The sequence below is a fragment of the Micromonospora noduli genome (genome assembly GCF_003264365.1).
GTDB classification, from domain to species: domain Bacteria; phylum Actinomycetota; class Actinomycetes; order Mycobacteriales; family Micromonosporaceae; genus Micromonospora; species Micromonospora noduli.
In genome coordinates this window covers 1-25,100 of sequence record NZ_PYAK01000050.1, presented here as the reverse complement: position 1 = coordinate 25,100, position 25,100 = coordinate 1, and the positions used below count along the sequence as shown (strand labels likewise).

23 protein-coding genes and 1 pseudogene are annotated in these 25,100 nt (G+C 72.3%); 10 read left to right on the top strand and 14 right to left on the bottom strand.

The features are described from left to right. Positions 1 to 62 precede the first annotated feature (62 nt). Both GUI43_RS26515 and GUI43_RS26510 read left to right on the top strand, forming a co-directional pair. Positions 63 to 554 (top strand): DUF3145 domain-containing protein, encoded by a 492-nt coding sequence (locus tag GUI43_RS26515; RefSeq protein ID WP_112700027.1) that lies wholly within the window; start codon positions 63 to 65, stop codon positions 552 to 554. An 87-nt stretch (positions 555 to 641) separates the two neighbouring features. Continuing rightward, a complete protein-coding gene (locus GUI43_RS26510; protein ID WP_112700026.1) occupies positions 642 to 2,375 on the top strand; it encodes a glycoside hydrolase family 3 protein in 1,734 nt (577 codons plus the stop codon). 30 nt (positions 2,376 to 2,405) lie between these two features. Here the strand turns inward: GUI43_RS26510 and GUI43_RS26505 are convergent, their stop codons facing one another. After that, positions 2,406 to 3,080 (bottom strand): lipoprotein, encoded by a 675-nt coding sequence (locus GUI43_RS26505; protein WP_112700025.1) that lies wholly within the window; start codon positions 3,078 to 3,080, stop codon positions 2,406 to 2,408. A gap of 134 nt (positions 3,081 to 3,214) precedes the next feature. On the opposite strand from GUI43_RS26505, the gene GUI43_RS26500 reads away from it, so the two are divergent. Further along, positions 3,215 to 3,433, top strand: a complete 219-nt coding sequence (locus GUI43_RS26500; protein WP_112582579.1) for a hypothetical protein — start codon at positions 3,215 to 3,217, stop codon at positions 3,431 to 3,433. A 49-nt stretch (positions 3,434 to 3,482) separates the two neighbouring features. On the opposite strand, the gene fabF is transcribed toward GUI43_RS26500, so the two are convergent. The 7 genes and pseudogenes from fabF to GUI43_RS34975 form a co-directional block, all read right to left on the bottom strand. Continuing rightward, complete coding sequence (fabF, locus tag GUI43_RS26495; protein ID WP_112582580.1) at positions 3,483 to 4,709, bottom strand: beta-ketoacyl-ACP synthase II; 1,227 nt, start codon at positions 4,707 to 4,709, stop codon at positions 3,483 to 3,485. A gap of 2 nt (positions 4,710 to 4,711) precedes the next feature. After that, the gene (locus GUI43_RS26490; RefSeq protein ID WP_030330276.1) at positions 4,712 to 4,951 is read right to left on the bottom strand and encodes an acyl carrier protein; all 240 of its coding nucleotides are present in this window, start codon (positions 4,949 to 4,951) and stop codon (positions 4,712 to 4,714) included. An 85-nt stretch (positions 4,952 to 5,036) separates the two neighbouring features. After that, complete coding sequence (locus tag GUI43_RS26485) at positions 5,037 to 5,981, bottom strand: beta-ketoacyl-ACP synthase III (protein ID WP_112582581.1); 945 nt, start codon at positions 5,979 to 5,981, stop codon at positions 5,037 to 5,039. Positions 5,982 to 5,986: 5 nt separating this feature from the next. Then, positions 5,987 to 6,904, bottom strand: a pseudogene (locus GUI43_RS26480) (ACP S-malonyltransferase); the annotation flags it as partial. A 78-nt stretch (positions 6,905 to 6,982) separates the two neighbouring features. Next, positions 6,983 to 8,284, bottom strand: coding sequence for a PucR family transcriptional regulator (locus GUI43_RS26475; RefSeq protein WP_283016243.1), 1,302 nt, complete (start codon positions 8,282 to 8,284; stop codon positions 6,983 to 6,985). A 48-nt stretch (positions 8,285 to 8,332) separates the two neighbouring features. Beyond that, on the bottom strand, positions 8,333 to 9,034 hold the full coding sequence (locus GUI43_RS26470) for a response regulator (RefSeq protein ID WP_112700023.1): 702 nt from the start codon (positions 9,032 to 9,034) through the stop codon (positions 8,333 to 8,335). Continuing rightward, a complete protein-coding gene (locus GUI43_RS34975) occupies positions 9,031 to 10,215 on the bottom strand; it encodes a sensor histidine kinase (protein WP_112582585.1) in 1,185 nt (394 codons plus the stop codon). The genes GUI43_RS26470 and GUI43_RS34975 overlap by 4 nt, the downstream gene beginning before the upstream one ends. A 314-nt stretch (positions 10,216 to 10,529) precedes the next feature. Between GUI43_RS34975 and GUI43_RS26460 the strand changes: the two genes are divergently transcribed. Beyond that, positions 10,530 to 10,859: a hypothetical protein gene (locus GUI43_RS26460; RefSeq protein WP_112582586.1), complete on the top strand. Its 330-nt coding sequence runs from the start codon at positions 10,530 to 10,532 to the stop codon at positions 10,857 to 10,859. A gap of 40 nt (positions 10,860 to 10,899) precedes the next feature. On the opposite strand, the gene GUI43_RS26455 is transcribed toward GUI43_RS26460, so the two are convergent. Continuing rightward, positions 10,900 to 11,550: a hypothetical protein gene (locus GUI43_RS26455; protein WP_112601478.1), complete on the bottom strand. Its 651-nt coding sequence runs from the start codon at positions 11,548 to 11,550 to the stop codon at positions 10,900 to 10,902. A 252-nt stretch (positions 11,551 to 11,802) separates the two neighbouring features. Between GUI43_RS26455 and GUI43_RS26450 the strand changes: the two genes are divergently transcribed. Beyond that, positions 11,803 to 12,420: a copper resistance CopC family protein gene (locus GUI43_RS26450; RefSeq protein WP_249037854.1), complete on the top strand. Its 618-nt coding sequence runs from the start codon at positions 11,803 to 11,805 to the stop codon at positions 12,418 to 12,420. A 35-nt stretch (positions 12,421 to 12,455) separates the two neighbouring features. On the opposite strand, the gene gltX is transcribed toward GUI43_RS26450, so the two are convergent. The 3 genes from gltX to GUI43_RS26435 are packed head-to-tail and all read right to left on the bottom strand — an operon-like array spanning position 12,456 to position 16,540. Beyond that, positions 12,456 to 13,865 carry a glutamate--tRNA ligase gene (gene gltX / locus GUI43_RS26445; protein WP_112582589.1) on the bottom strand — a complete coding sequence of 470 codons (1,410 nt, stop codon included), beginning with the start codon at positions 13,863 to 13,865 and terminating at the stop codon, positions 12,456 to 12,458. Between the two features lie 51 nt (positions 13,866 to 13,916). Beyond that, positions 13,917 to 15,194 (bottom strand): MFS transporter, encoded by a 1,278-nt coding sequence (locus tag GUI43_RS26440; RefSeq protein WP_112582590.1) that lies wholly within the window; start codon positions 15,192 to 15,194, stop codon positions 13,917 to 13,919. Further along, on the bottom strand, positions 15,191 to 16,540 hold the full coding sequence (locus GUI43_RS26435) for a GH1 family beta-glucosidase (RefSeq protein WP_112700021.1): 1,350 nt from the start codon (positions 16,538 to 16,540) through the stop codon (positions 15,191 to 15,193). The genes GUI43_RS26440 and GUI43_RS26435 overlap by 4 nt, the downstream gene beginning before the upstream one ends. 188 nt (positions 16,541 to 16,728) lie before the next feature. Between GUI43_RS26435 and GUI43_RS26430 the strand changes: the two genes are divergently transcribed. Further along, a complete protein-coding gene (locus GUI43_RS26430; protein WP_112582592.1) occupies positions 16,729 to 17,175 on the top strand; it encodes an SRPBCC family protein in 447 nt (148 codons plus the stop codon). A gap of 134 nt (positions 17,176 to 17,309) precedes the next feature. Here the strand turns inward: GUI43_RS26430 and aceE are convergent, their stop codons facing one another. Continuing rightward, positions 17,310 to 20,048, bottom strand: coding sequence for a pyruvate dehydrogenase (acetyl-transferring), homodimeric type (gene aceE, locus GUI43_RS26425; RefSeq protein WP_112700020.1), 2,739 nt, complete (start codon positions 20,046 to 20,048; stop codon positions 17,310 to 17,312). Between the two features lie 178 nt (positions 20,049 to 20,226). Between aceE and GUI43_RS26420 the strand changes: the two genes are divergently transcribed. Further along, positions 20,227 to 20,697: a hypothetical protein gene (locus GUI43_RS26420; RefSeq protein WP_112700019.1), complete on the top strand. Its 471-nt coding sequence runs from the start codon at positions 20,227 to 20,229 to the stop codon at positions 20,695 to 20,697. Between the two features lie 26 nt (positions 20,698 to 20,723). Beyond that, a complete protein-coding gene (locus tag GUI43_RS26415) occupies positions 20,724 to 21,128 on the top strand; it encodes a YjbQ family protein (protein ID WP_167457620.1) in 405 nt (134 codons plus the stop codon). A 135-nt stretch (positions 21,129 to 21,263) separates the two neighbouring features. Here GUI43_RS26415 and GUI43_RS26410 read toward each other — a convergent pair whose 3' ends face one another. Then, entirely contained in the window at positions 21,264 to 22,910 is a 1,647-nt protein-coding gene (locus GUI43_RS26410; RefSeq protein WP_112700018.1) for an alkaline phosphatase D family protein, read from the bottom strand. A gap of 274 nt (positions 22,911 to 23,184) precedes the next feature. Here GUI43_RS26410 and GUI43_RS26405 point away from each other — a divergent pair, with 274 nt between their 5' ends. Beyond that, positions 23,185 to 23,589 carry a MarR family winged helix-turn-helix transcriptional regulator gene (locus tag GUI43_RS26405; protein ID WP_211326763.1) on the top strand — a complete coding sequence of 135 codons (405 nt, stop codon included), beginning with the start codon at positions 23,185 to 23,187 and terminating at the stop codon, positions 23,587 to 23,589. Positions 23,590 to 23,640: 51 nt separating this feature from the next. Further along, on the top strand, positions 23,641 to 25,100 hold a 1,460-nt coding region (locus GUI43_RS26400), incomplete at its 3' end, for a thiamine pyrophosphate-dependent enzyme (RefSeq protein WP_249037853.1).

Sequence of the window (25,100 nt, the reverse complement as noted above, 5' to 3'; positions counted from 1 at the left end):
AGCAGCCACCTGGGTGGACGAGGTCGTAGGGGAAGACGCACCTCGCTCTCCGGGAGGTCACCGTGCCAACGCGTGGCGTCGTATACGTCCATTCGACCCCGCTCGCCGTGTGCTCACACGTCGAGTGGGCGATCGCGCGCGTCCTAGCCGCGCCGGTCAACCTGCAGTGGACGGCTCAGCCCGTCGACCCCGGCGCACGCCGGGCCGAGTGCGGGTGGACCGGTCGTCCGGGGACGGGCGCCGAGCTGGCTGCTGCCCTACGGCAGTGGCCCATGATCCGTTTCGAGGTCACCGAGGAGCCGAGTCCCGGCGCCGACGGTGAGCGCTTCATGTACGTGCCAGCTCGTGGCCTGTTCCGGGCGACGGTCGGTGTGGCCGGCGACATCCAGCTCGGCGAGGACCGCCTTCGGGCGCTGATGGTGGCCTCCCGGGCCCCCGAGGCGCTGGCGCACGCCCTCGACAAGGCGCTCGGCACGGCGTGGGACGCTGACCTGGAGCCCTACCGGTACGCCGGCGACGGCGCCCCGGTGACCTTGCTCACTCGGGTCGGCTGACCCGGCGGACGGGCCGCTGGCCGTACGCCGTGGCGCCGGTGACGACCGGTAAGGTCAAGTTGCCCCGATAAGGGAGAAGCTGGTGGGATGGGCGGCGTGTCGAATCGCCCGTGGCGCGCCAGTGTCGCTGTCGCCGCCCTGACCGCCCTGCTCGTCTCCGGCTGCTCAGGTGACCCGGAGCGCCCCACGCCGACGCCCAGCCCCGTCGGCACGTCCGCGGGCCCGAGCGTCCCGGCCGCGCCGCCGGCCAGCGACCCCGCCAGCCGCGCCGCCGCGCTGGTGGCGACGCTGTCCGACGAGGACCTGGTCGGCCAGGTGCTGATGCCGTACGCCTACGGCGACTCGGCGACGAAGGTCTCCGCCGGCTCGGCGGCCGGTAACCAGGCCCTCGCCGGGGTGGACACCCCCGCCGACATGATCGCCAAGTACCGACTGGGTGGCCTGATCCTGGTCGGCTTCAGCGCCGACGACCCGACCAAGGGCAACCAGGAGACCACTAACGTCGACAACCCCAAGCAGGTGCACGAGCTCACCACCGGGCTGCGTACCGCCGCCGGTCGGCTCACCGCCGGTTCGGCACCGCTGCTCATCGGCACCGACCAGGAGTACGGCGTCGTCACCCGCGTGACCGACGGGGTCACAGTGCTGCCCAGCGCCCTCGCGGCCGGCGCGGCCGGTGACCCGAAGCTCACCGAGGCCGCCTGGCGGGCCGCCGGCGCCGAGTTGGCCGCGATGGGCATCAACATCGACTTCGCCCCGGTGGCCGACGTGCTGGCCACCCGCAGCGCCGTGATCGGCTCCCGGTCGTACGGCGCCGACCCGAAGCAGGCCGCCGCGCAGGTGGGCGGCGCGGTCCGTGGCCTCCAGGCGGTCGGGGTCGCGGCCACCCTGAAGCACTTCCCCGGGCACGGCCACAGCGCCGACGACTCGCACCAGGACCTTCCGGTGCTCACCCAGTCCGCCGCGGCGTTGCAGAGCGGCGCGTGGCCGCCGTTCACCGCCGGGATGGACGCGGGCGCGATGGCCGTGATGTCCGGTCACCTGGACGCGCGCGCGATCGACCCGGGGACCCCGGCGACCTTCTCCCACAAGCTGCTCACCGACGTGCTGCGCGGCCAACTCGGCTTCAAGGGCGTGGTGATCACCGACGGGATGAACATGCCGCCCGCGATGCGCTGGGCTCCCGGCGAGGCGGCGGTCCGGGCGCTCAACGCCGGTAACGACCTCATCCTGATGACCCCGAACGTCGGTCAGGCGTACGACGGGCTGCTCGCCGCGCTGCGCGGCGGATCGCTGCCCCGGACCCGGCTGGTCGAGGCGGTCACCCGGGTGCTGACCATGAAGTTCCAGCTCGCGGAGCTGCCGGCGGCGCAGATGTCCACGCTGAACACCCCGGCACACCGGGCGGCGGCCGACGCGCTGGCCGCCGCCGCCGTCACCGTGCTGCGCGGCGCCTGCGGCAAAGCGGTACGCGGGCCGGTCACCGTCACCTCGTCCGGCGGTCGGGACGGCACCCGGGCCACGCTCACCGCCGCGCTGACCGCCGCCGGGGTGCAGGTCAAGCCCAGCGGCGGCACGATCGTGCACCTGGTGGGCTACGGTGACGGCGCCAAGGACCTGAGCCCCGGCGCGGCGGTCACTGTCGCCATGGACACCCCGTACGTGCTGGCCGACGCGAAGTCACCGACGCTGCTGGCGACGTACTCCTCCAGCCGGGCGTCGATGACCGCCCTGGCCGCCGTGCTCGCCGGCAAGGCCCGGCCGGGCGGCCGGTCCCCGGTGGCCGTTCCCGGACTGCCCGCGACGACCTGCGGTACCTGACCGTCCGGCACGGCCAGGTCAGCGCCCACCTCACTCGCCCTTCGCGAGCCCTCGCACCGCGAGTCGGTACGCCGGCAGCACGTCGGTCCGTTCGGTGATCAGCCCCTCGTTGACAGCGAAGACCAGCGTCTGCCCCGCCGACTGGACGGCCAGCGCCCAGTTCCGCGACTGTTCCTCCTCCTCGACCAGCGGGTTGGTGGCGAGCCAGGTCATCTCGGTGGCGTCGAAGCCGCCAGCCCGGAGGTCACGGAACTGTTGCCCGGCGACCGTCTCGCCGGCCCCGGCGGCGAAACCCTCCAGCGCGGCGCGCGGCGTGGCCGTCGGCGAGTCCGCCGCCCAGATCCGCAGGAATCCGCCGCCGGCCGAGCGGCCGTCCACCTCGCAGCGCACGGTCGTGCCGCCGCGCTTGGTGAGCGCCTCGCCGACCAGCGCGGCCAGCTCGCCCTCGGGAGGCTCGATCGCCTTCGCCGTCCACCCGTCGGCCAGCGGAAACGTCACCGGTACCGGGCAGGGGGAACCAGTGCCGCCGGTGGTGCCGCCGGGCGACGCCGGGGTCGTCTCGTCGTACCAGGGCTCACCAGTGGCCTGTGGGGCCGGGGGGCCGGCGGCGGGCCCGGCGGGAGCGGCGGCGTCGTCGCCACAGCCGGACAGCAGGCCGAGGGTGAGCGCCGCCGCCGACACGGCGACGCGGGTACGAGTGTCCATGGTGGTGATCCCCGTCAGTCGATCTTCAGTCGGCCCATCTAAGCCGTGCGGTCTCTCGACGTCAATCGGGATCGTGTGCCCGCGCGAGCGAAATCCGGTCGCCTCACCCCCGATCGGTCTGACAGCCTCACCCCATGGGAGCGGCAGCAGGATTCCGGCACGTGCAACGGGCGGACGGCACTGTGGTGATCACCCACCACGGCCGGGTCGCCGGCACGCTGCGCGGCGCTCGGGCCGCGGAGTTCCTCGCCGAGGTCGACGACGACCCGCAGTTGGTGATGGCCCGCTGGACGGGCAACTACCGCCACGGCAACGAGCGCACCGCGAAACAGCACCCCCGCAACCGAGGCTGAACGACGAAAGGGCCCCTCCTCTCGACGAGGAGGGGCCCTTCGCGGGATCTCAGGGGCGGGCGAAGACGAGCGCCACGTTGTGGCCGCCGAAGCCGAACGCGTTGTTCAACGCGGCCGGGATCTCCATGTGGCGGGCCTTGTGCGCGGCGACATCCAGGGTGAGGCCTGGCTCGGGGTCGTCGAGGTTGATCGTCGGAGGGACGACACTGTCGCGGATCGCCAGGATGGTGGCGATCGACTCCAGCGCACCGGCCGCACCGAGCAGGTGACCGGTCATCGACTTCGTCGCGGACAGCACCGGGTGGTCGCCGAGCGCCTTGTGCAGCCCGCCGATCTCCAGCATGTCCCCGACCGGGGTCGAGGTGGCGTGCGCGTTGACGTGCACGATGTCCCGCTTGGCCACGTCCGCGTCGGCGATCGCCTTGGCGATGGCCCGGATGGCGCCCTCGCCCTCGGCGTGCGGCTGCACGATGTCGTACGCGTCGGAGGTGATGCCGGCGCCGGCGAGGCGCGCGTACACCCGGGCGCCCCGGGCCGCGGCGTGCTCGGCCCGCTCCAGCACCACGATGCCGGCGCCCTCGCCGAGGACGAAGCCGTCCCGGCCCCGGTCCCACGGGCGGGAGGCCCGCTCCGGGTCGTCGTTGCGGGTCGACATGGCCCGCATCGAGCTGAAGCCGGCGATCGGCAGCGGGTGGATGACCGCCTCGGTACCGCCGGCCACCACCACGTCGGCCCGGCCGGAGCGGATGATGTCCAGACCGAGGGCGATCGCCTCGGCGCCGGTGGCGCAGGCGCTGGCCACCGAGTGCACGCCGGCCTTGGCGCCCAGCTCCAGCCCGACCCAGGCGGCCGGACCGTTCGGCATCAGCATCGGGATGGTGTGCGGGGATACCCGCCGTGGCCCGGAGGCCTCCAGGATGTCGTCCTGGGCGAGCAGGGTGGTGGCACCGCCGATGCCGGAGCCGACGCTGACGGCCAACCGCTCCCCGTCGAGGTCGGAGCCGGCGAGGCCGGCGTCCGCCCAGGCCTGCTGCGCCGCGATGATCGCGATCGCCTCGGAACGGTCCAGGCGGCGCAGGCGGACCCGGTCCAGCACCTCGGACGGCTCCACTGCCAACTGGGCGGCGATCCGGACCGGCAGTTGCGCGGCCCACTCCTGGGTGAGGGCACTCACCCCGGAGCGGCCGGCGAGCATTGCGTCCCAGGTCGACGCGACGTCCCCGCCAAGCGGGGTCGTCGCGCCGAGCCCGGTGACGACGACGTCAGGACGACTCATGATCAGGACTGCGCCGCGATGTAGCTGACAGCGTCGCCGACGGTCTTGAGGTTCTGCACCTCGTTGTCCGGGATCTTGACGCCGAACTTCTCCTCGGCCGCGACCACGACCTCAACCATGGAGAGCGAGTCGACGTCGAGGTCGTCGGTGAAGGACTTCCCCTCGGCCACGTCGTCCGGGTTCACCCCGGCAACCTCTTCGAGGATCTCGGCGAGGCCGGTGGTGATCTCGTCACGGGTCATTGCGGTTGGTTCCTTTCATCGGGGTTCTCCGGCGGCCGGCGTCGCCGACCGCCACTCCTGGACGCGTACGCGCCCGAGGGGGTCATCAGGGGCAGCGGACGACCTGACCGGCGTAGGTCAGGCCACCGCCGAAGCCGAACAGCAGCACCGGTGCGCCCGAGGGCACCTCCCGGCGCTCGACCAGCTTGGACAGGGCCAGCGGCACGCTCGCCGCGGAGGTGTTGCCGGACTCGACGATGTCCTTCGCGATGATCGCGTTGGGGATGTTGAGCCGCTTGGCGATGCCGTCGATGATCCGGGCGTTGGCCTGGTGCGGCACGAACGCGGCCAGCTCCGACGGGTCGACCCCGGCCCGCTCGCAGGCCTGTAGCGCGAGCGGCGCGATCGCGGTGGTGGCCCAGCGGAACACCGACTGCCCCTCCTGCTGGATGTACGGGCGCCAACCCTCGATGCGGACCGCGTCGCTCTTGTCCGGCACCGAACCCCAGACGACCGGGCCGATGCCGGTCGGCTCGTCGTCGGCGGTGGCGGAGACCACAGCGGCACCGGCACCGTCCGCGAAGATGATGCAGGTGGAGCGGTCGGTCCAGTCGGTGAAGTCGGACAGCTTCTCCGCGCCGATGACGATCGCGTTGCGCGACGCCCCGGCCCGGATGGCGTGGTCGACGGTGCCCAGCGCGTACGCGAAGCCCGAGCAGGCGGTGTTGAGGTCGAACGCGCCCGGCGCGGTGATGCCCAGCTTGGCGGCGACCCGGCAGGCCACGTTGGGACTGCGGTCGATGGAGGAGCAGGTGGCGACCACGACCAGGTCGATGTCGGCGGCGGTCAGGCCCGAGTTGGCCAGCGCCTTGCCGGCAGCCGCGGCGGCCATGTCGGCGACCGTCTCACTGTCGGCGATCCGCCGGCTGACGATGCCGACCCGGTCGCGGATCCACTCGTCGTTGGTGTCGACGAGCTGGGCGATGTCGTCGTTGGTCACCACCCGGGAGGGCTGGTAGTGCCCCATCGAGACGATGCGACTGCCAGTCATGAACGACCTCCGATACGGGCGATCAGGTCCCGTGCGGCCGGCAGGTCGTCCGGGGTGTTGAGGGTGACGATCTCCGGGGCGCCGTCGCCCTTGAGTTCCCGCTTGACCAGGCCGGCGAGGGTGCCGGCCGGGGGCAGTTCGATCACGCCGGTGACCCCGAGGTCGGCCAGCGTGCGCATGCACAGGTCCCAGCGCACCGGCGCGGTGACCTGACGGACGAGACGCTGCACCATGGCCGCGCCGTCGTCGACAGCGGTGCCGTCGAGGTTCGACAGCAGGGTCCGGACCGGGTCGGCGGGGCTGATCCCGGCGGCCTCCGCGGCGAGCGCGGTCTCGGCCGGAGCCATGTACGGGGTGTGGAACGCACCGGCCACCTGGAGTCGGATGATCCGGGTCCGGGTGGGCGGCGCGGCGGCGAGCTTGTCCAGCCCGTCCAGGGCACCCGCGGCGACGATCTGCCCGGCGCCGTTGCGGTTGGCCGGGTAGAGCCCGTTCGCCTCGATCGCGGCGATCACCTCGTCGGGGTCGCCACCGAGCACCGCGGCCATTCCGGTCGGCTCCAGCGCGCACGCGGCGGCCATCTCCCGGCCGCGGACGCCGGCCAGGGTGATCGCGGCGTCGGCCGACAGCACACCCGCGAGGGCGGCGGCACCCAACTCGCCCACGCTGTGGCCGGCGGTGAGCGCGACGTCGTCCAGCGGCAGGTGCTCGGCCGCGAGCAACGCCGCGGCAACCAGCAACGGCTGGGTGCGGGCGGTGTCCTTGATCTCGTCGGCGTCGGCGGCGGTGCCCAGGTGCAGCAGGTCGACCCCGGCCAACGCCGACCAGTCGCGCAGTCGCGCCTCAGTGCCGGGCAGGTCGAGCCAGGGGGTCAGGAAGCCGGGTTTCTGAGAACCCTGGCCGGGACTAAGTACGGCGAGCACGTCTATGACTCTCCCGGATAAAGGCGGGTAACGCGGTGCCGCCTTCGACCAAACCACACTAGGACCTTTAGAGGTTTCCTACAAAGATCGGCGGGGATCATCCTCGGTTTGGGCGGATTTCCGGGCAGCCGGGGTCATTGTCTGAGTCGGGACCGGCGAGGCCAGCGGGGCGACCGGATCCAACCGACCCACTGTCAGCGCGACCTGAAGGGCGAACGCGTCGCGCGGCGACAGTGGCGAGAACCCGGTCACCTCGGCGATCCGGCGCAACCGGTAGCGCACCGTGTTCGGGTGCACGAACAGTGCCCGGGCCGCGCTCTCCAGCGTGCCACCTGCGGCCAGGAAGGCGTCCAGGGTCGCCAGCAGTTCTCCACCGGCGCGCACCAGCGTCGCGTACACATCGTGACGCAGCCGCCGACGGGCCTCCGCGTCGCCGGCGAGGGCCCGCTCCGGCAGCAGGTCCGCGGCCGGCACCGGCCGCGGCGCGCTCGGCCAGGCCGGTGCGGCGCGAAAGCCGGACAGCGCGGCCCGCGCCGACTCGGTCGCCTCGTCGAGGCTCGGTACGGCGGGACCGACCACCACCGGGCCGTCCCCGAACGCGCTCAGCAGCTTCGCGGTGGCGGTCAGCGGGTCAGGTGCGCCGCCCAGCACGATCACCAGCCGGTCGCCGTGGACGCCGCCGATCACCTCCACACCGATCCGCCGGGCCTGGCGGTAGACCACGTGCAGCACCGCGGAGACCTCGCCGCCGGGCGACCGACCGACAGCCACCGCCACCGGCGGTGCGTCCGCCCAGCCGAGCGCGGCGGCCCGACTGGCCAGGACGTCCGGCGAGTCACCGCGCAACAGCGCGTCGACAAGCAGCGCCTGCAACCGGGCGTCCCAGGCGCCGCGCGACTCGGCGGCCCGCGCGTACACCCGGGCGGCGGAGAACGCGATCTCCCGGGAGAAACGCAGCACCGCCTCGCGTAGCTGCTGCTCCTCGCCCTCGGCGGCCAGGTGCGACACCTGCTCCTCGACCACGTCGATCGTCACCTTGATCAACGCCACGGTCTGCTGAAGGGTGATCGACCGGGCCAGGGCCTGCGGGGCGGCGGCGAAGACCTCGTCCGAGACCTCCTGGGTGCTGTCCGCCGTGCCGCCGCCCTCGCGCAACCACTGCACCAGCGACCTCGCGCCCGCCTGGGCCACCAGCATCACCCAGGAACGCTGGTCGGCCGGCAGCGCCCGGAACCAGGGCAGCGTCTCGTCCATCCGGGCCACGCTGGAGGTGGCCAACGCCCCCGCCGATCGTTCGATCCGGCGCAGCGTGGCCGACAGCTCCCCACCGCCCGGCGTGCTCACCGCCCTAGCCTGACACGTCGTGAGCAGGCCAACCACGCCGGCACCGGTCCGCCGACCGCTGCCGGCGCGCCCAGCCGGCCCGTCTCACGGCTGCGGGGGAGCGGGCAGGCCCACCTCCTGGGCCAGGATCGCGGCCTGCACCCGGCTGCGCAGGTCCAGCTTCGCCAGGATCCGGCTCACATGGGTCTTGGTGGTGCTCTCCGCCAGCACCAGTCGATCGGCGATCTGCTGGTTGGACAGGCCCAAACCGAGGCAGGCCAGCACGTCACGCTCACGCGGCGTGAGGGTGCCCAGCGCCGCCCGGGCGTCCGCCGACGCACCCGGCGCGGTGGCCGCGAACGCGGTGATCAACCGGCGGGTCACAGCGGGCGCGATGAACCCGTCGCCCCGCGCCACCGTCCGCACCGCGCTGACCAGGCCGTCGGCGTCGGTGTCCTTGAGCAGGAACCCGGCCGCGCCGGCCCGCAACGCCCCGAAGACGTACTCGTCCAGGTCGAAGGTGGTGAGCACCAGCACGTCGGCGAGCCCGTCGCTGACGATCGCCCGGGTCGCGGAGATCCCGTCCCGGTGCGGCATCCGCACATCCAGCACCGCAACGTCGGGGCGCAGCTCCCGGCACAGGCGCACCGCGGCGTCGCCGTCGGCCGCCTCGCCGACCACCTCGATGCCCGCTGAGCTGTTCAGGATCAGGGCCAGTCCGGCCCGTACCGCCGGCTGGTCGTCGGCGAGCAACACCCGTACCGTCGCCGGGCCCGCGTCGTCCGGCGGCCGCGCCGGCCCGGTCACCCGACCTCCCCGGTGGGCAGGGCCGCCCGCACCTGCCAGCGGCCGTCGTGCGGCCCCGCGGTGAACCGGCCGGCCAGCAGCGTGGCCCGCTCCCGCATACCGATCAGCCCGGCCCCGGCGCCCGGCAGCCCGGCCCCGCCCCGGCGCACCGGGTTCTCCACCGTCAACACCACCTCGGCCGGCCGGTACGCGATCGTCAGCTCCGCCTCACCCGTACCGTGCTTGAGCGCGTTCGTCAGCGACTCCTGCACGATCCGGTACGCGGCGAGGTCCACCCCCACCGGCAACGCGCCCGGCGTGCCATCGGTCCGGACCCGCACCGCGAGGCCGGCCGCCCGGGCCCGGTCGACCAGTCCGTCCGCCTCGGCCAGCCGCGCGGTGACCACCTCCGGCGTGGCCGGGTCGGCGTTGGTCCCGGGCTCGCGCAGCACCTCGATCATCTGACGCATCTCGGCGAGGCCCTGCACGCTGCTCTCCCGGATCACCCGCAACGCCGACTCCACCTGACCGCTGTCCAACCCGGGCACGGAGAGGACGGCGGTGGCGTGGATGGCCACCGCGCTGAGGTGGTTCGCGACCACGTCGTGCAGTTCCCGGGCCATCCTGGCCCGTTCGGCGCTGACCGCCTGCCGACGGTCCAACTCGACCAGCCGGGCGGTCTGCTCGGCCCGCGCCCGCTCGGCGGCAGCCTGGTCGCGGTACTGCCGCACACTGATGCCGGTCAGGACCGGCAGCAGCCCGGCGAGCACCACCAGCACCCCGAGCGCCGCCCCGCGCCACTGGCCGTACGCGAGCACGCCGACGACCACCCCGACCAGGCTCAGCGCCACCGTGATCCGCAGCAACCACCGCCACAGCCGGGGCGGGCCGTACACGCAGGCGTCGTAGAGCACCTGCGTGTAGACCAGGACCGTGCCCAGCGAACTGCCCAGCGCCGTGTCGACCACCAGCGCTCCGGTCCCCACGGCCAGGCTGGCGCGTGGAGCGACCCGCCGCAGGCCGACGGCGACGCAGACCGCCACCAGCGGCGGCAGAAACAACGCCGACGGCACGTTCCCGTCCGGACGGACCTGCGGTTGCCACCCCAGGGCGTGCAGCACCAGACCACCGGCCAGCGACGCACCGGCCAGCACGAGGTCGCGGCCGAGGGTGCCGGAGTCGAGCCACGGTGGCGCACGCATGCCCCGATCCCACCACAGTCGTCGCCCGCCGAACTCCCACCGGGGGAGGACCTCGACCGCACCGCCATGCGCCGAAAGGGGTACGCGGGCCCTTACCGACCGCCAGTACGGTCCTCGGCCGTGACGCGTTGGGCGAACGGCACGAAAAGAAGCTGTGAACTGCGTAACCGGCCCCCGCGCTCAGCGTCGTCTCCGAGGACCGGCCGGTCCGGACCCCGGGTACGCTGCGCGCGGCCCGTCAGTCCCGGCCAGTACGGTGACAGGGCACCTCGGGGAGAGCACCCGAGGGTGAGGCGAGCGTGAGGAGACCGGGGATGGCGCACGGGGAGGCCGAGCACGGCTGCGCCCAGGGCGAGCCCTGCCGGCCGGGGCACCACGACCCGCAGGCGGCTGGCAAGCACCGCCGGCCGGTCGGCGGCGCACCATCGCACCCGGTGGAGCCACTGCACGGGCGCGTCGATGACGAGCCGGTGCTGCCGCGTCAGCGCTCCGCCGAGCCCGCCGGGCTCGCCGAGCCCGACTCGGACGTTCCCGCTGGTTGCCTCAGCGAACTTCCCGGCTGGGCCGGGGCGCACCGGCACGGCGCGGTCCGACCGCGGCCGCGGGCCACCCGCCGGGAGCGCCCACCGCGCCGCTGGTGCTGAGCACCGCCGACGCACCCGCCGCCTGAGCGAGTGCATCGGGTCAGCGCGTGCGCCGGCGGATCAGCAGGGCGATCCCGGCGAGGCCGACCGTGATGGTCAGCATCACGCCGACGTTGAGCAGCAGCAGGTGTTGCAGGTCGCCGATCGCCTCGTCGAGGTCCTTCGCGGGGTCGAGAGTGTCCTCCGGGAGCACGCGCTCGCCGCCGCCCGCGCCGCCACTGACCGTGTCGAACTGCCGCTCCAACGGCACACCGGCGGTGCGCAGGGTCTCGGACATGCTGAGCCGACCCAGGAACCAGCCGGCGCTGGACTTGCGGCCGTCCGGCTGCTTCGCCGGCCGGTAGACGCGGGGGCCACCGACAGCCTTGGGATACAGGTCGTAGGTCTGCTTCGGCGTCTCGCCGGCGAGCACCACGACAGTGTATTTCGGACCGAGGTTGGCTGCCTTCGGACCGGTCGGCATGCCGGTGCGAGCGAGGAAGTTGACCTGGTCGATGACCGCGCCCACGAGGGCGGGCTCCTTGTCCGCGTGCAACCGCAGCGGCTCGGACAGCCCCGTGCCGGTGATGTCCACTCCGGCGGGTGCCGGCTTCGGCGCCGCCGAGGCCGAGCCGGCGGTGCCAAGCGACAGCAGTGCCACCGCCAGCGTGCCCGCCAACACGGCGACCAAACGCCTCATGTGTCGGACCATCCCGCCTCCTCGCCCCGTTCGATGGATGGCTTCGTCGTGACGTCTGGACCGATCTGCCGGTGCGGCATCGACCGGATGGTCGCGTCCACTCCTACAGACTCCGCAGAACGTCGATGAGTTGCAGCTTTCGGAACAGTAATTGGAACTATCTGCGATCTCTGCTCGACTAATGAGGAGCCGTTTGATCAGCGGGCGGATCGTACCCTTACGGAGGGGTTCATGGGGGGCAGGGTTACACGTACGGTGCGGGTCATGCCAGTGGTGCTCGGCGTGGCGTTCGGTGTGTCGTTTCTGGTGCCGGCGACTCCGGCCGCCGCCCACAACCAACTGACCGGCAGCAACCCGCGCGACGGCGCCCGCGTGGCGACGGCACCCGCCCGCGTCGAGCTGCGGTTCCTCGCCAAGCCGTCGCCGACTACGACGAAGATCACAATAACCGGACCGGACAATGTGGTCGCTGGCGGGACTCCCGCCTTCGACGGCAGTCGGGTGCGGGTGCCGTTCAAGCCGGCCGCCGCCGGGCTCTACATCGTCGGCTACCAGCTCGCGTCGTCCGACGGGCACCCGGTGAAGGGCGAGGTGCGGTTCACCCTCACCACCGGCACCGCGGCCGACCCGTCCGCCTCGCCGTCGGGCGCCGTTAGCACCAACCCGGCCGGCGCGCCCTCGGCTGACGCGTCGGCCGTCGGCGTACCCTCCGCCGGGCCCGCCTCGGCGACCCCCGGCAGCTCGACGGCCTCCACCGTGCCGGCGGCGTCGGAGCGGTCCGACTCCGGCGGCCGCTGGTGGATCTGGGCGCTCGGCGGCCTGTTGCTGCTCGCCGCACTCGGAGCCGGCCTCGTGTTCCGCCGCCGACGCGGAGCGCAGTGATCAGCGGAGCGCACTGATCAAACTGTTGTGCTTCGTCAGACCAGGCGCAGGCGGGCGGCGCGCATCCGGGTCAGGGTGCGCTCGCGACCGAGCACCTCCAGCGACTCGAACAGCGGCAGACCAACGGTGCGGCCGGTGACCGCGACCCGCACCGGCGCCTGCGTCTTGCCGAGCTTGAGGCCCCGCTCGGCGCCGACCGCCTCCAGCGTCGACTTCAACGACTCGGCGTCCCAGGACTCCAGCGCCTCGAACGCGGCGACGGCGTCGTCCAGCAGCTCGGCGGAACCGTCCTTCATCGTCTTGGTCCAGGCGGCCTCGTCGATCAGCGGCGAGGCCAGGAAGAGGAAGTCGACGTTCGGCACGATCTCGCTGAGCACCGCGATCCGCGTCTGGGCCAGCGGAGCCACGGCGGCGAACGCGTCGGCGTCGAACTCCTCCGGCTGCCACGGCGGCGGCGCGATGGTCCCGGTGCCGGTCAGCCACGGCTGGCAGGCGTCGATGAACTCGGCCACCGGCAGCGCGCGAATGTACTCGCCGTTGAAGGCGCGCAGCTTCTTCTCGTCGAAGAAAGCCGAGGACAGGTTGACCTCGTCCAGCCGGAACTCGTCCTCGATGACCGACCAGGGAACGATCTCCCGGTCGCCGGAGGGGGCCCAGCCGAGCAGCATGAGGTAGTTGCGCATCGCGCCGGCGAGGTAACCCTCGTCGCGGTACGCCTCCAGGGCGACCTTGTCCCTGCGCTTGGAGAGCTTCTGCCGCTTCTCGTTGACCACCACCGGCACGTGCGCCCAGATCGGCGGCTTGACCCCGAGGGCTTCCCAGAGCAGTTGCTGCTTGGGGGTGTTGGGCAGGTGCTCCTCGGCCCGGATCACGTGGGTGATCCCCATGGTCATGTCGTCGACGACGTTGGCCAGCAGGAAGACCGGCGAGCCGTCGCCCCGGGCGATGACGAAGTCCTCGATGAGCTTGTTCTCGAAGGTGGGCTCACCACGGATCAGGTCGACCACCACTGTCGCGCCCTCGTCGGGCGTACGGAACCGCAGGGCGTTCCCCGGGCCGGGGCCGAGGCCACGGTCGCGGTGGTAGCCGTCGTAGCCCTGGTACTGCGAGCCGGTGCGGGCCTGCACGTCCTCACGGGTGCAGTCGCAGTAGTAGGCGCGGCCCGACTCGTACAGGCGCGCGGCGGCGGCCCGGTGCTCGCCGGCGTTCGCCGACTGGAAGTACGGGCCCTCGTAGCTGCCCCGGGAGATGCCGATCCAGTCCAGCGCGGAGAGGATGCCCTCGGTCCACTCGGGCTTGTTGCGCGCCGCGTCGGTGTCCTCGATGCGCAGCACGAACACGCCGCCCTGCTGCTTGGCGTAGATCCAGTTCTGCAGCGCCGAGCGGGCACCGCCGACGTGGAACATACCGGTCGGGGAAGGGGCGAAGCGCACACGTACTGTCACGTCCCCCAGCCTACGGCGGTACGCGACTGCTTTCCGCCACCGCCCCCTGGCTCACGGCACCGAGCGGATCTTGACGACCAGCGCGCTGCCGAGCAGGGTGACCACGGCGGTGACCGCGTAGAGCGTGGGATAGCCGCCCAGGTACACCACGAGCGGGGCGGAGAGCGCCGGACCGAGCACCTGCGGCGCCGAGTTGGCGATGTTGATGACGCCAAGGTCCTTGGCGCGGTCGGTGGCCCGGGGCAGCACCTGGGTGATCAACGCGGCGTCCACCGAGAGGTAGACGCCGTAGCCGGCGCCGAGCAGCAGCGCGGCGACGATCGCCATCGGCCAGACCGGCGCGACAGCGAGCAGCAGCGCCGCCACCGCCATGATCAACCCGGAGACGATCACGTAGATCTTGCGGCGGCCGGAACGGTCGGACAGCCGGCCGGCGACCACAGCGGTCAGCATCATTCCGAGCGTGTAGAGCAGGATCAGCACCAGCAGCCCGCCCTCGGGGTCGGGGTGGCGCACCCCGTCGCTGAGGAAGTACAGCAGGTAGAGGGTGCCCAGGGCGTTGCCCAACTGGACCAGGAACCGGGTGATCCAGGCCCAGGCGAAATCCGGATGTCGGCGAGGGCTGATCCACATCGAGGCCAGCAGCGCCCGCGTCCGGATCGCCGGCCGATGGGTACGCGGCAGCGGTTCGTCGGGGGTGAGCAGCGCGAACGGCAGCGACAGCAGCAGGATGGCCACGGCGATGGCCAGGTAGCCGGCGGCGTTGCCGGTGACCACGGCGGTGACCAGCACCGCGCCGAGCACCAACCCGAGTGCCTGCGGGATGCCCACCCACCCGGAGACCCCGCCGCGCTGGCGCACCGGGACCCGGTCCGGGATGGCGGCGGTGAGGCTGGCCAGCATCGCGTTGAAGCAGACCTGCGCGGCGACCCAGCCGAGGGCGACGCCGAGGATGGTCCGTTGCTGGGCCAGCAGCACCAGGGCCGCCGCGCCGAGCACGGCCCCGCCCGCCGTCCAGACGTGCCGACGACCGAACTCGCGGCCGGCGATCCGCAGGCAGGTCCGGTCGGAGAACGCGCCCGCCAGGGGGTTGGCCAGCACCGCGGCCAGCGCACCGAGGCCGGTGACCACGGCCAGCATGTTCTCCTTGTCGCCGGGCGCGATCTGCTCGATCTGCTGTGGCAGCAGCACCTGGATGGGAGTGAAGAACGCCATCCACACGCCGAGGTTGGCCGCGAAGATCAGACCGATCCAGCCGCGCCGCACCGGCACCGTCGGCTCGGCGAGCGCCGCCGGCAGCGACGCCGGCGTCGGGTCGAGGGTGGTCACCGCGCCGACCCGGGCCGGCTGGCCGCGATCACGTCCCGCAACCAGGTGTACGACGACTTCGGCGTACGGGTCTGGGTGGCGTAGTCGACGTGCACCAGACCGAAGCGCTTGGTGAACCCCTCGGCCCACTCCCAGTTGTCCAGCAGCGACCAGACGAAGTACCCGCGGACGTCCACCCCGTCGTCGATGGCGGCTCGGACCGCCCGCAGGTGCCCGTCGAGGTACGCGATCCGCTCCGGGTCGGCCACCTGCCCGTCGGCGTCGGGTGCGTCGTCGTACGCGCAGCCGCTCTCGGTGATCTCGATGGGCGGCAGCCCGTCGCCGTAGGTGTCGCGCAGCCAGCAGAGCAGTTCGCGTAGCCCGTCGGGGGCCACCGGCCAGTCGAAGGCGGTACGCGGGTAGCCGTCCAGCGGCACGAGGTCGAACGGCAGGGGTGAACCCTCCTCGGCCGCCCGTACGCCGGTGGGGTTGTAGTAGTTCACCCCGAGCACGTCGATCGGCGTGGCGATCGTGTCGAGGTCGCCGGGGTGGATGACGCTCGGGTCGAAGCCGGGCAGCTCCGGGTAGCCACGGCCGAGCAGTGGGTCGGTGAAGAGCCGGTTGTGCAGCGCCTCGTACGCCGCCCCGGCGGCCCGGTCGGCGTCGCGGTCGCCGAGCACCCGCACCGGCGAGTAGTTGTTGGCGATCGCCACCGGGCTGGCGGTGTGGGTCCGCAGCGCGGCGACCGCGAGCCCGTGCCCGAGCAGTTGGTGGTGGGCGACCGGGAAGGCGTCGAACAGCAGCATCCGGCCGGGGGCGTGCACACCCATGCCGTAGCCGAGGCTCATGTGGATGAACGGCTCGTTGAGGGTGATCCAGAGCCGGATCCGGTCGCCGAGGCGGGCGGCGGTCTTCTCGGCGTACTCGGCGAACCGGGCGGCGGTGTCGCGGTGCAGCCAGCCGCCGGCGTCTTCGAGGGGTTGCGGCAGGTCCCAGTGGTAGAGGGTGGCCACCGGGTCGACGCCGGCGGCCAGCAACTCGTCCACCAGGCGGTCGTAGAAGTCCAGGCCGGCCGGGTTGGCCGGGCCGGCGCCGGTGGGCTGGATGCGGGGCCAGGCGATGGAGAACCGGTACGCGGAGACGCCCAGGCCGGCCAGCAGCGCCACGTCCTCGGTGTGCCGGTGGTAGTGGTCGCAGGCCACCTCCCCGCTGCTGCCGTCGCTGATCCGCCCGGGGGAGCGCGCAAAGGTGTCCCAGATGGACGGAGCCCGGCCGTCGGCAGTGGTGGCGCCCTCGATCTGGTGGGCCGATGTGGAGACGCCCCAGCGGAAGCCGGTGGGGAACTGGGGCATCGGTGCGGTTGACATGCGCCCTCCCGGTCAACGTGAAACGTGCTCGGGACTTTAGGGCGCTCTCGATGAATGCGCCATAGGCCGGCCTGGCGCAATGCGCAATGGTTGATCGGCGTGTCTTTTTCCGAACCCGTCCAGGTAAGTCCGATTTAGCGCATAGAGTGCCGATATCGTGGGATGTCCTCACCGGAGGAAAGACGGAAATGATCCTCGTGGAACGCAGTGCGCACGTGGCGGCGCCAATTGAAGTGGTCTGGGATGTCGTGCAGCGGGCCGAGCAGTTGCCGGCCTGGCTCGCCGGGGTCCGCGCGGCCGAAGTGCTCTCGGGAGAGGGCTTCGGGCGGCGACAACTGGTCCAGGCAGGGCGCGGCTCGGCGCATGAGGCCGAGGTGATCGCCTACCAGGAGCCGACGCTGATCGGCTGGCGGGAGCGGGCCAAGGGTGCCGGTGCTCGTGCGGAGGCGCGCACCGAAATCTACGTCCAGCTCACCGGAGACGAGGAGGAGGGCGGAACCATCGTGCGCCTCATCGTGGTCCGCTGGCCGGCCGGCCCGGTCAAGGCGGCCCTGCTGCGCCTCGGACTGCGTCGGGTCGGCGCCGACCTGGAGGACTCGCTGGCCCGGCTCACCGACCTGGCCGCCGTCGGCTGACGAGCGCCCATCCTCCCGGCGTCACCCGCGACGGCGGTGGTCCGGATCCCCGCCAGGGCCCCCGGACCACCGCCGCTCCGTACACCGAAAAGGGCCCGGCGCGGATGCGCCGGGCCCTCCTCAGTGGTGCTGGATCAGCTGTCGCCGCCGGTCTCGCCGACCGGGGCGGCGTTGACGTCGTCGATCGCGTACTTCTTGGCGGCCTCGGCCGGCACCGTGGTCGCCACCGCGCCGCTGCGGGCGAGCTGCCGCAGCGTGGCCACCACGATCGACTCCGCGTCGACGTGGAAGTGCCGGCGCAGCGCGTGCCGGGTGTCCGACATGCCGAAACCGTCGGTGCCGAGCGACGTGTAGTCGCCGGGTACCCAGCGGGCGATCAGATCCGGTACCGCGCGCATGAAGTCGCTGACCGCGATCTTCGGCCCGTCCGACTCGGCCAGCTTCTGCTGGATGTACGGAACCTTCGCCTCAGCACCCGGGTTGAGCAGGTTGTACTCCTCGGTCTCCACCGCGTCGCGGCGCAGCTCGGTCCAGGAGGTCACCGACCAGACGTCGGCACCCACCCCCCAGTCCTGGGCGAGGAGCTGCTGGGCCTTGAGCGCCCACTGCATCCCGGTGCCCGAGGCGAGCAGGTTGGCCTTCGGGCCGTCGACCTGCGGTGCCGGCGAGTAGCGGTAGATGCCCTTGAGCAGGCCCTCCACGTCCACGTCGGCCGGCTCGGCCGGCTGGAGAGTCGGCTCGTTGTAGACCGTCAGGTAGTAGAAGACGTTCTCCTGAGCGTCCCCGTACATCCGGTGCAGACCCTGCTCCAGGATGTGCGCGATCTCGTACGCGAACGCCGGGTCGTACGCCACCACGGCCGGGTTGGTAGCGGCGATCAGCAGCGAGTGCCCGTCCTCGTGCTGAAGGCCCTCACCGTTGAGCGTGGTCCGACCCGCGGTGGCGCCGAGCAGGAAGCCCCGGGCCATCTGGTCGGCCGCGGCCCACAGCCCGTCGGCGGTCCGCTGGAACCCGAACATCGAGTAGAAGATGTACATCGGGATCATCGGCTCGTCGTGCGTGGCGTACGCCGAGCCGGCTGCGGTGAACGAGGCCACCGAACCGGCCTCGTTGATCCCCTCGTGCAGGATCTGCCCGGTCGTCGACTCCTTGTACGACAGGAACAGCTCCCGGTCGACCGAGGTGTAGCGCTGGCCGTGCGGCGAGTAGATCTTCGCGGTCGGGAAGATCGAGTCGAGACCGAAGGTGCGGGCCTCGTCCGGGATGATCGGCACCCAACGCTTGCCGAACTCCTTGTCCTTCATCACGTCCTTGAGCAGACGGACGAAGGCCTGCGTGGTGGCCACCTTCTGCTTGCCGGAGCCGCGCTTGATGTCGGCGAACCGCTCCGGCCCGGGGATGGCCAGCCGCTTCGTGCTGGTCCGCCGGGACGGCAGGTACCCGCCGAGCTGCTCGCGCCGCTCCTTGAGGTACGCCAGTTCCTCGGACTTCTCGCCCGGGTGGAAGTACGGCGGCAGGTAGGGGTTGTCCTCCAGCGCCGAGTCCGGGATGTCCAGGTAGAGCCGGTCGCGGAAGGTCTTCAGGTCCTCCAGCGTCAGCTTCTTCATCTGGTGGGTCGCGTTGCGGCCCTCGAAGTGCGAGCCGAGGGTCCAGCCCTTGATCGTCTTCGCCAGGATGACGGTGGGCTGACCGGTGTGCTCGGTGGCCGCCTTGTAGGCCGCGTAGAGCTTGCGGTAGTCGTGCCCACCCCGCTTGAGGTTCCAGATCTCGTCGTCGCTGAGCGGCTCGACCATCTTGCGGGTCCGTGTGTCACGGCCGAAGAAGTGCTCCCGCACGTACGCGCCGGACTCCGCCTTGTAGGTCTGGTAGTCGCCGTCGGTCGTGGTGTTCATCAGGTTGACCAACGCGCCGTCGGTGTCCGCGGCGAGCAGCGGGTCCCACTCACGACCCCAGACGACCTTGATCACGTTCCAGCCGGCACCCCGGAAGAACGCCTCCAGCTCCTGCATGACCTTGCCGTTGCCCCGGACCGGGCCGTCCAGCCGCTGCAGGTTGCAGTTGATCACGAAGGTGAGGTTGTCCAGCTCCTCGCGGGCGGCGACGCCGATGGCGCCGAGCGTCTCCGGCTCGTCCATCTCGCCGTCGCCGAGGAACGCCCAGACGTGCTGCTGGGAGGTGTCCTTGATGCCGCGGTGCTGCAGGTACCGGTTGAACCGGGCCTGGTAGATCGCGTTCAGACCGCCGAGGCCCATCGAGACGGTGGGGAACTCCCAGAAGTCCGGCATCAGCCGAGGGTGCGGGTACGAGGGCAGCCCACCACCGGGGTGCGACAGCTCCTGGCGGAACCCGTCGAGCTGGTGCTCGCTGAGCCGCCCCTCCAGGAACGCCCGCGCGTACATGCCGGGGGAGGCGTGGCCCTGGTAGAAGATCTGGTCGCCACCGCCCGGGTGGTTCTTGCCCCGGAAGAAGTGGTTGAAGCCCACCTCGTAGAGCGACGCCGAGCTGGCGAAGGTGGAGATGTGCCCGCCGACGCCGATCTCCGGGCGCTGCGCCCGGTGCACCAGCATGGCGGCGTTCCACCGGACGTACGCCCGGATCCTCCGCTCGACGTGCTCGTCACCCGGGAACCAGGGCTCGCGCTCCGACGGGATGGTGTTGATGTAATCGGTGGTGGTCAGGGGCGGAACCCCGACCTGGCGCTCACGGGCCCGCTCCAGCAGGCGCAGCATGACGTAGCGGGCGCGTTTGGCGCCGCGTTCGTCGATGACACCGTCAAGCGACTCGACCCATTCGCTGGTCTCTTCAGGGTCGATGTCCGGAAGCTGGCTCGGTAGGCCGTCGCTGATCACCGGGCGCTTGCGTTCCGTAGCCACAGGCGTTCCCTCGGTTGTGTGTGGGATAGGTCTCTAGCGCCATCCTGCCCCCTGGTGGCACCCCTCGTCACGTCTAGGTCCCCCCGACGCGATGCTGAACACAGGTACTCGCCGGTAACTTAGCGCGACGGCCGGGTGAAAGCTGAGCGGTTTGACCGCCACTCCTACCGTTACCGCCATGAACGGACGCCGTGTCGCGGTCGCCGCGACCATGATCGTTGTCGGGGTGGTTGGCCTGGTCATCGGCGCCGTCGCCCTCGCCTCCGGCAACCTGCCGATGGTCGGACTGGTGGCCCTGGGCGCCCTGGTGGCAGTGCTCGGCGGGGGCCTGCTGCGCGACGCGATCCGCGCGGCCCGTCTGAGCGGCCGGGATGGCCGTCGCCGTCGTCCGGACGCGGACGGCGGCGGGTACGGGTTCTACCCGATGCCCGCCGGGGACGCGGGAAGCGGGCACGTCGGCCGCCAGCGGGACGGCGACCACGACAGCTCCGACAGCACGGAGCCGGCCGGCGGCAGCGGCGACTCCGGGGGAGGCTGGTCCGGCTGGGGCTGGTCCAGCGGTGACTCCGGTGGCGGCTGGTCCGGCGGTGACTCCGGTGGCGGCTGGTCCGGTGGCGGCGACTCTGGCGGCGGTGGCGGCAGCTCCTGACCGCACGCTGCGGCAGAATGCGACGTATGCGCAGCGACGTGATCACCGTCCAGACCGGGTCCCGGCCGACCGTCCGGGACATCACCGCGGAGGCCCAGCAGTTCGTCTCGGGCGAGGGCGACGGCCTGCTGCACGTCTTCGTGCCGCACGCCACCGCCGGCCTGGCGATCATCGAGACCGGTTCGGGCTCCGACGACGACCTGCTCAGCGCCGTGGACGACCTGCTCCCCACCGAGGACCGCTGGCGGCACCGACACGGCTCGCCCGGCCACGGCCGCGACCACGTGCTGCCGGCGTTCATCCCGCCGTACGCCACGCTGCCGGTGCTCGGTGGCCGGCTGGCGCTCGGCACCTGGCAGTCGATCTGCCTCGTCGACACCAACGGCGACAACCCGACCCGCCAGGTCCGCTTCTCCTTCCTCCCCGCCTGACCGCGCCTGCCCGGCTGTCGTCCCGGAACGCCGGCCCGCCTCAAGATCTGCACAACCTCCCCGGAACTGCTGTCTCAGCGCGTGGCGAGGCAACAAGTTCCCTGACGTTGCGCGGATCTTGAGGCGTCGGGCTGGTTACGGGCGGACGGTCTCCTGCTGGACGGTCTGCTGGCCGGGGTCCGCGGATGGCGCGGCAGTGCGGGCCGCTGACGGGACTGGGTTGTCCGCCGTCTGGTGCAGGCCGGGCACCCGGTCCTCGATCACGAACGAGGCCCGGGTGTACGCGGGCGCGCCCGGCCGGCTGACGTACGGCAGCACGTCGAAGTCGGCGGTGAGCTGTCCCGGGGTGATCGTGGTGCGCACGTACCCCCGCAGGTTGTTCTGGAAGCGCAGGTGCGGGTTGAACGCGAACCACGGGTGCGAGCCGGACGCCGAGTCCGCGCCGTCACCGGTCGAGGTGATCGAGGAGCAGACCAGTTCGGTGCCGACGCTGCGCGAGGTCGGGTCGGCGTAGTCCAGCTTGAGATCGCTGGCCCAGTGCGCGTGCACGTCTCCGGTCAGCACCACCGGGTTGCGTACCCCGGCGGCCAACCAACCCCGGGTGATGCGGTCCCGAGAGGCGACGTAGCCGTCCCAGGAGTCCATGCTGGTGACGGTGAGCGGGCCGGAGTTGTTGTCCCGTTGAGCGAAGAAGACCTGCTGGCCCAGGATGTCCCACTGGGCGTCAGAGCGGCGGAAGCCGTCCAGCAGCCACGCCTCCTGCTCGGCCCCGGTGATCGACCGGGCCGGGTCGGATGCCGCCGCGCAGTCCCGGTAGCCGTCGCCGCAGGCCTGGTCGTCGCGGTACTGCCGGGTGTCGAGCATGTGGAACGTGGCCAGCCGCCCCCAGCGCACCCGTCGGTAGAGCTGCATGTCGATGCCGCGGGGAATCGAGGTGCGCCGCAGCGGCATGTTCTCGTAGTACGCCTGGAACGCCGCCGCCCGCCGCGCGGGGAACTCCGGGTCCGGCGCCTCGGGCACCTCGTCGGCCCAGTTGTTCTCCACCTCGTGGTCGTCGAACACCACAGCCCACGGCGCCACCGCGTGCGCGGCCTGCAGGTCGGCGTCGGTCTTGTACTGAGCGTGCCGCTGCCGATAGTTGGCCAGCGTCCGGGTCTCCGGGCCCTCGTGGTCACGCGGGTTGCCACCGGGGACGTTGTACGTGTCCGGGGCGTACTCGTACTGGTAGTCGCCCAGGTGCAGGATGAGCTCCGGCTCGGTCTCGGCCAGCCGCCGGTAGGCGGTGAAGTAGCCGTGCTCGTACTGGGAACAGGAGGCGAAGCCCATTGCCAGGGCGGCTGGCATGGTCCACGGTGCCGGGGCGGTGCGGGTGCGTCCGGTCGGCGAGACGTGGCGCTCGGCCCGGAACCGGTAGAAGTACTCGCGTCCGGCCAGTAAACCGGCCAACTCCACGTGCACGCTGTGCGCCGAGCGGGTGCGGGCGACCGCGACCCCGCGGCGCACCACATGCCGGAACCGCTCGTCGGCGGCCAACTCCCAGTGCACCGGCACGTCGCGGTCCGGCATGCCGCCAAGGCCGTCCTCGGCCAGTGGCTGTGGGGCCAGGCGGGTCCACAACACGAACCCGTCGTGGTCGGGGTCGCCGGAGGCCACACCGAGGGTGAAGGGGTAGGCCAGCGGCCGGCCCGGTGCCGCGCCGGCCGTCGCCGGCAGCCCGGTGACCGCGCCCGCGGCGCCGATCGCGGCGCCGGACAGCAGGATGGTACGTCGGGACAGTGACACGAATCCTCCCCAGAGTCCGATCTTCGTGACTCCGGGAGCCTCGCGAGCCCCGATGGCCGACAGATGACACTGAGTGGCCCTGCTTGTCGCCAGCAGTCGAACACCGATGACCGCTGTCGATCGGTGCTGACCGCCGTCCGACGGGTGTGATCCGGCCGGGCCCTGACCGACGACGCCCGTCTCTGCGTACCATGTGGCCGTGACGCAGGAGGTGGTTCCCGCGGCAGGTGAACGGGTGGATCGGGACGGTCTCGCCGTCGATGTGGTGCGGCGGATGGCGCACGTCACGGCCGCGCTGCGACACCGGCAGGGTTCTGCGTTCGCCGAGTTGGGGCTCACCCCGGCGGCGGCCCGGGCGCTGCGGGAGTTGGACCCGGACCACCCGCTGCCGGCCCGGGATCTCGCCGGTCAGTTGGGTTGTGACCGGTCGAACGTGACGGTGCTGGTCGACAAGCTGGAGCACGCCGGGCTGGTCGAGCGCCGCACCGACCCGACGGACCGGCGGCAGAAGACGCTGGTGGTGACCGGGGAGGGCCGTGTCGTGCGGGCGCGGGTGATCGAGGTGATGTCCGACTCCCGACTCCTGTCCGGGCTGAGCGACGAGGAGCTGAGCACCCTTCGTGACCTGGTCTGGAAGGTGTCCGACGGCGGCTGTCCGGAGTCCTTCGGGCCGGAGTGAGCGCACCCCCGCCGGCCGTGTCCCACTGGGCGAGCAGGGCTTCCGTCGGTAATGCTGTCCGACGTGACCACCCCGCAAGATCTCGACGACCGGTTCCGGGAGACGCTGGCGGCGCTGCCTGCCGCCGAGCGGCGGCGTGACCCCGCCGACCCGGTCACCGATGACGCCCCGCTGACCGGCGCGCAGGTGCTGGACCTCTTCGACGCGCAGGTGACCAGCCGGCAGCTCGACCTGGCCGGCCGCTGGTTGCGCAGCTTCGGGGAGGGCTTCTACACCATCGGCTCGGCCGGGCACGAGGGCAACGCCGCTGTCGCCGCCGCGCTGCGTCCCACCGATCCGGCGCTGCTGCACTACCGCTCGGGCGCCTTCTACTGTCTGCGTGCCGCCCAGGTCGCGGCCGACCCGACGCTGGCCACCGACTCCGTGCCGTCCGCCGTCCGGGCACGGACCGCCGACCCCGATCAGGACGCCGACCGAGCGCGGTCCGCCGACAGTGAGTTGACCGTCGACGGCGCAGCGACACGTGACCCGGAGACGACCTCCGATCCGCAGCTGTCCGAATCGGAGCCGGCCGGGACCGAGCCGACCGCGGCGACCGGGGCCGCGAACGCGTTCGCGGCGTACGCCGACGCGGCCCGGGACGTGCTGCGCGGGATGGCCGCGTCCAGCCTTGAACCGATCGCGGGGGGCCGGCACAAGGTGTTCGGCCGGGCCGACCTGGCCATCGTGCCGACCACCTCCACCATCGCCTCGCACCTGCCCCGCGCGGTCGGAATGGGACTGGCCGTGGAGCGGCTGCGCCGGCTGGACAGCGCCGGACGGCGTACCGGGGCCGGGGTGCGGGTCGGCAGCGGCGCGGGCGCCACGCACGCCCCCTGGCCGCCGGACGCGATAGTGGTCTGCTCCTTCGGCGACGCCTCGGTCAACCACGCCAGCGCCACAGCCGCCTTCAACACCGCCGGGTGGTACGACCACGCCGGGCTGCGGATTCCGGTGCTCTTCGTCTGCGAGGACAACGGGCTGGGCATCAGCGTCCGCTCGCCGGAGGGCTGGGTCGAGGCGACCCTGCGTGCCAAGCCGGGCATCCGCTACTTCAGCGCGGACGGAGCCGACCCGGTGCGGGCGTACGAGGTGGCGGCGGAGGCCGCGGCCTGGGTACGCCGCAACCGGCGGCCGGCCGTGCTGCACCTGCGCACCGTACGGCTGATGGGGCACGCCGGGGCGGACGCGGAGTCGGCGTACCGGAGTCCGGCCGAGCTGGCCGAGGACCTGGACCGGGACCCGGTGGCCGCCACCGCGCGGCTGCTGGTCGACGCCGGGGTGGCGACCGGCGAGGAGCTGCTGGCCCGGTACGACGAGACCGGCTGGCAGGTACGCCGGCTGGCCGAGGAGGTGCTGGGCGAGCCGAAGCTGGCCTCCGCGGCCGACGTGGTGTCGGCGTTGGCCCCACGCCGTCCGGTGCGGGTGGCGCGGGCGGTGGCCGACGCCGCGGCGCGGGCCAGCGGGCCGGG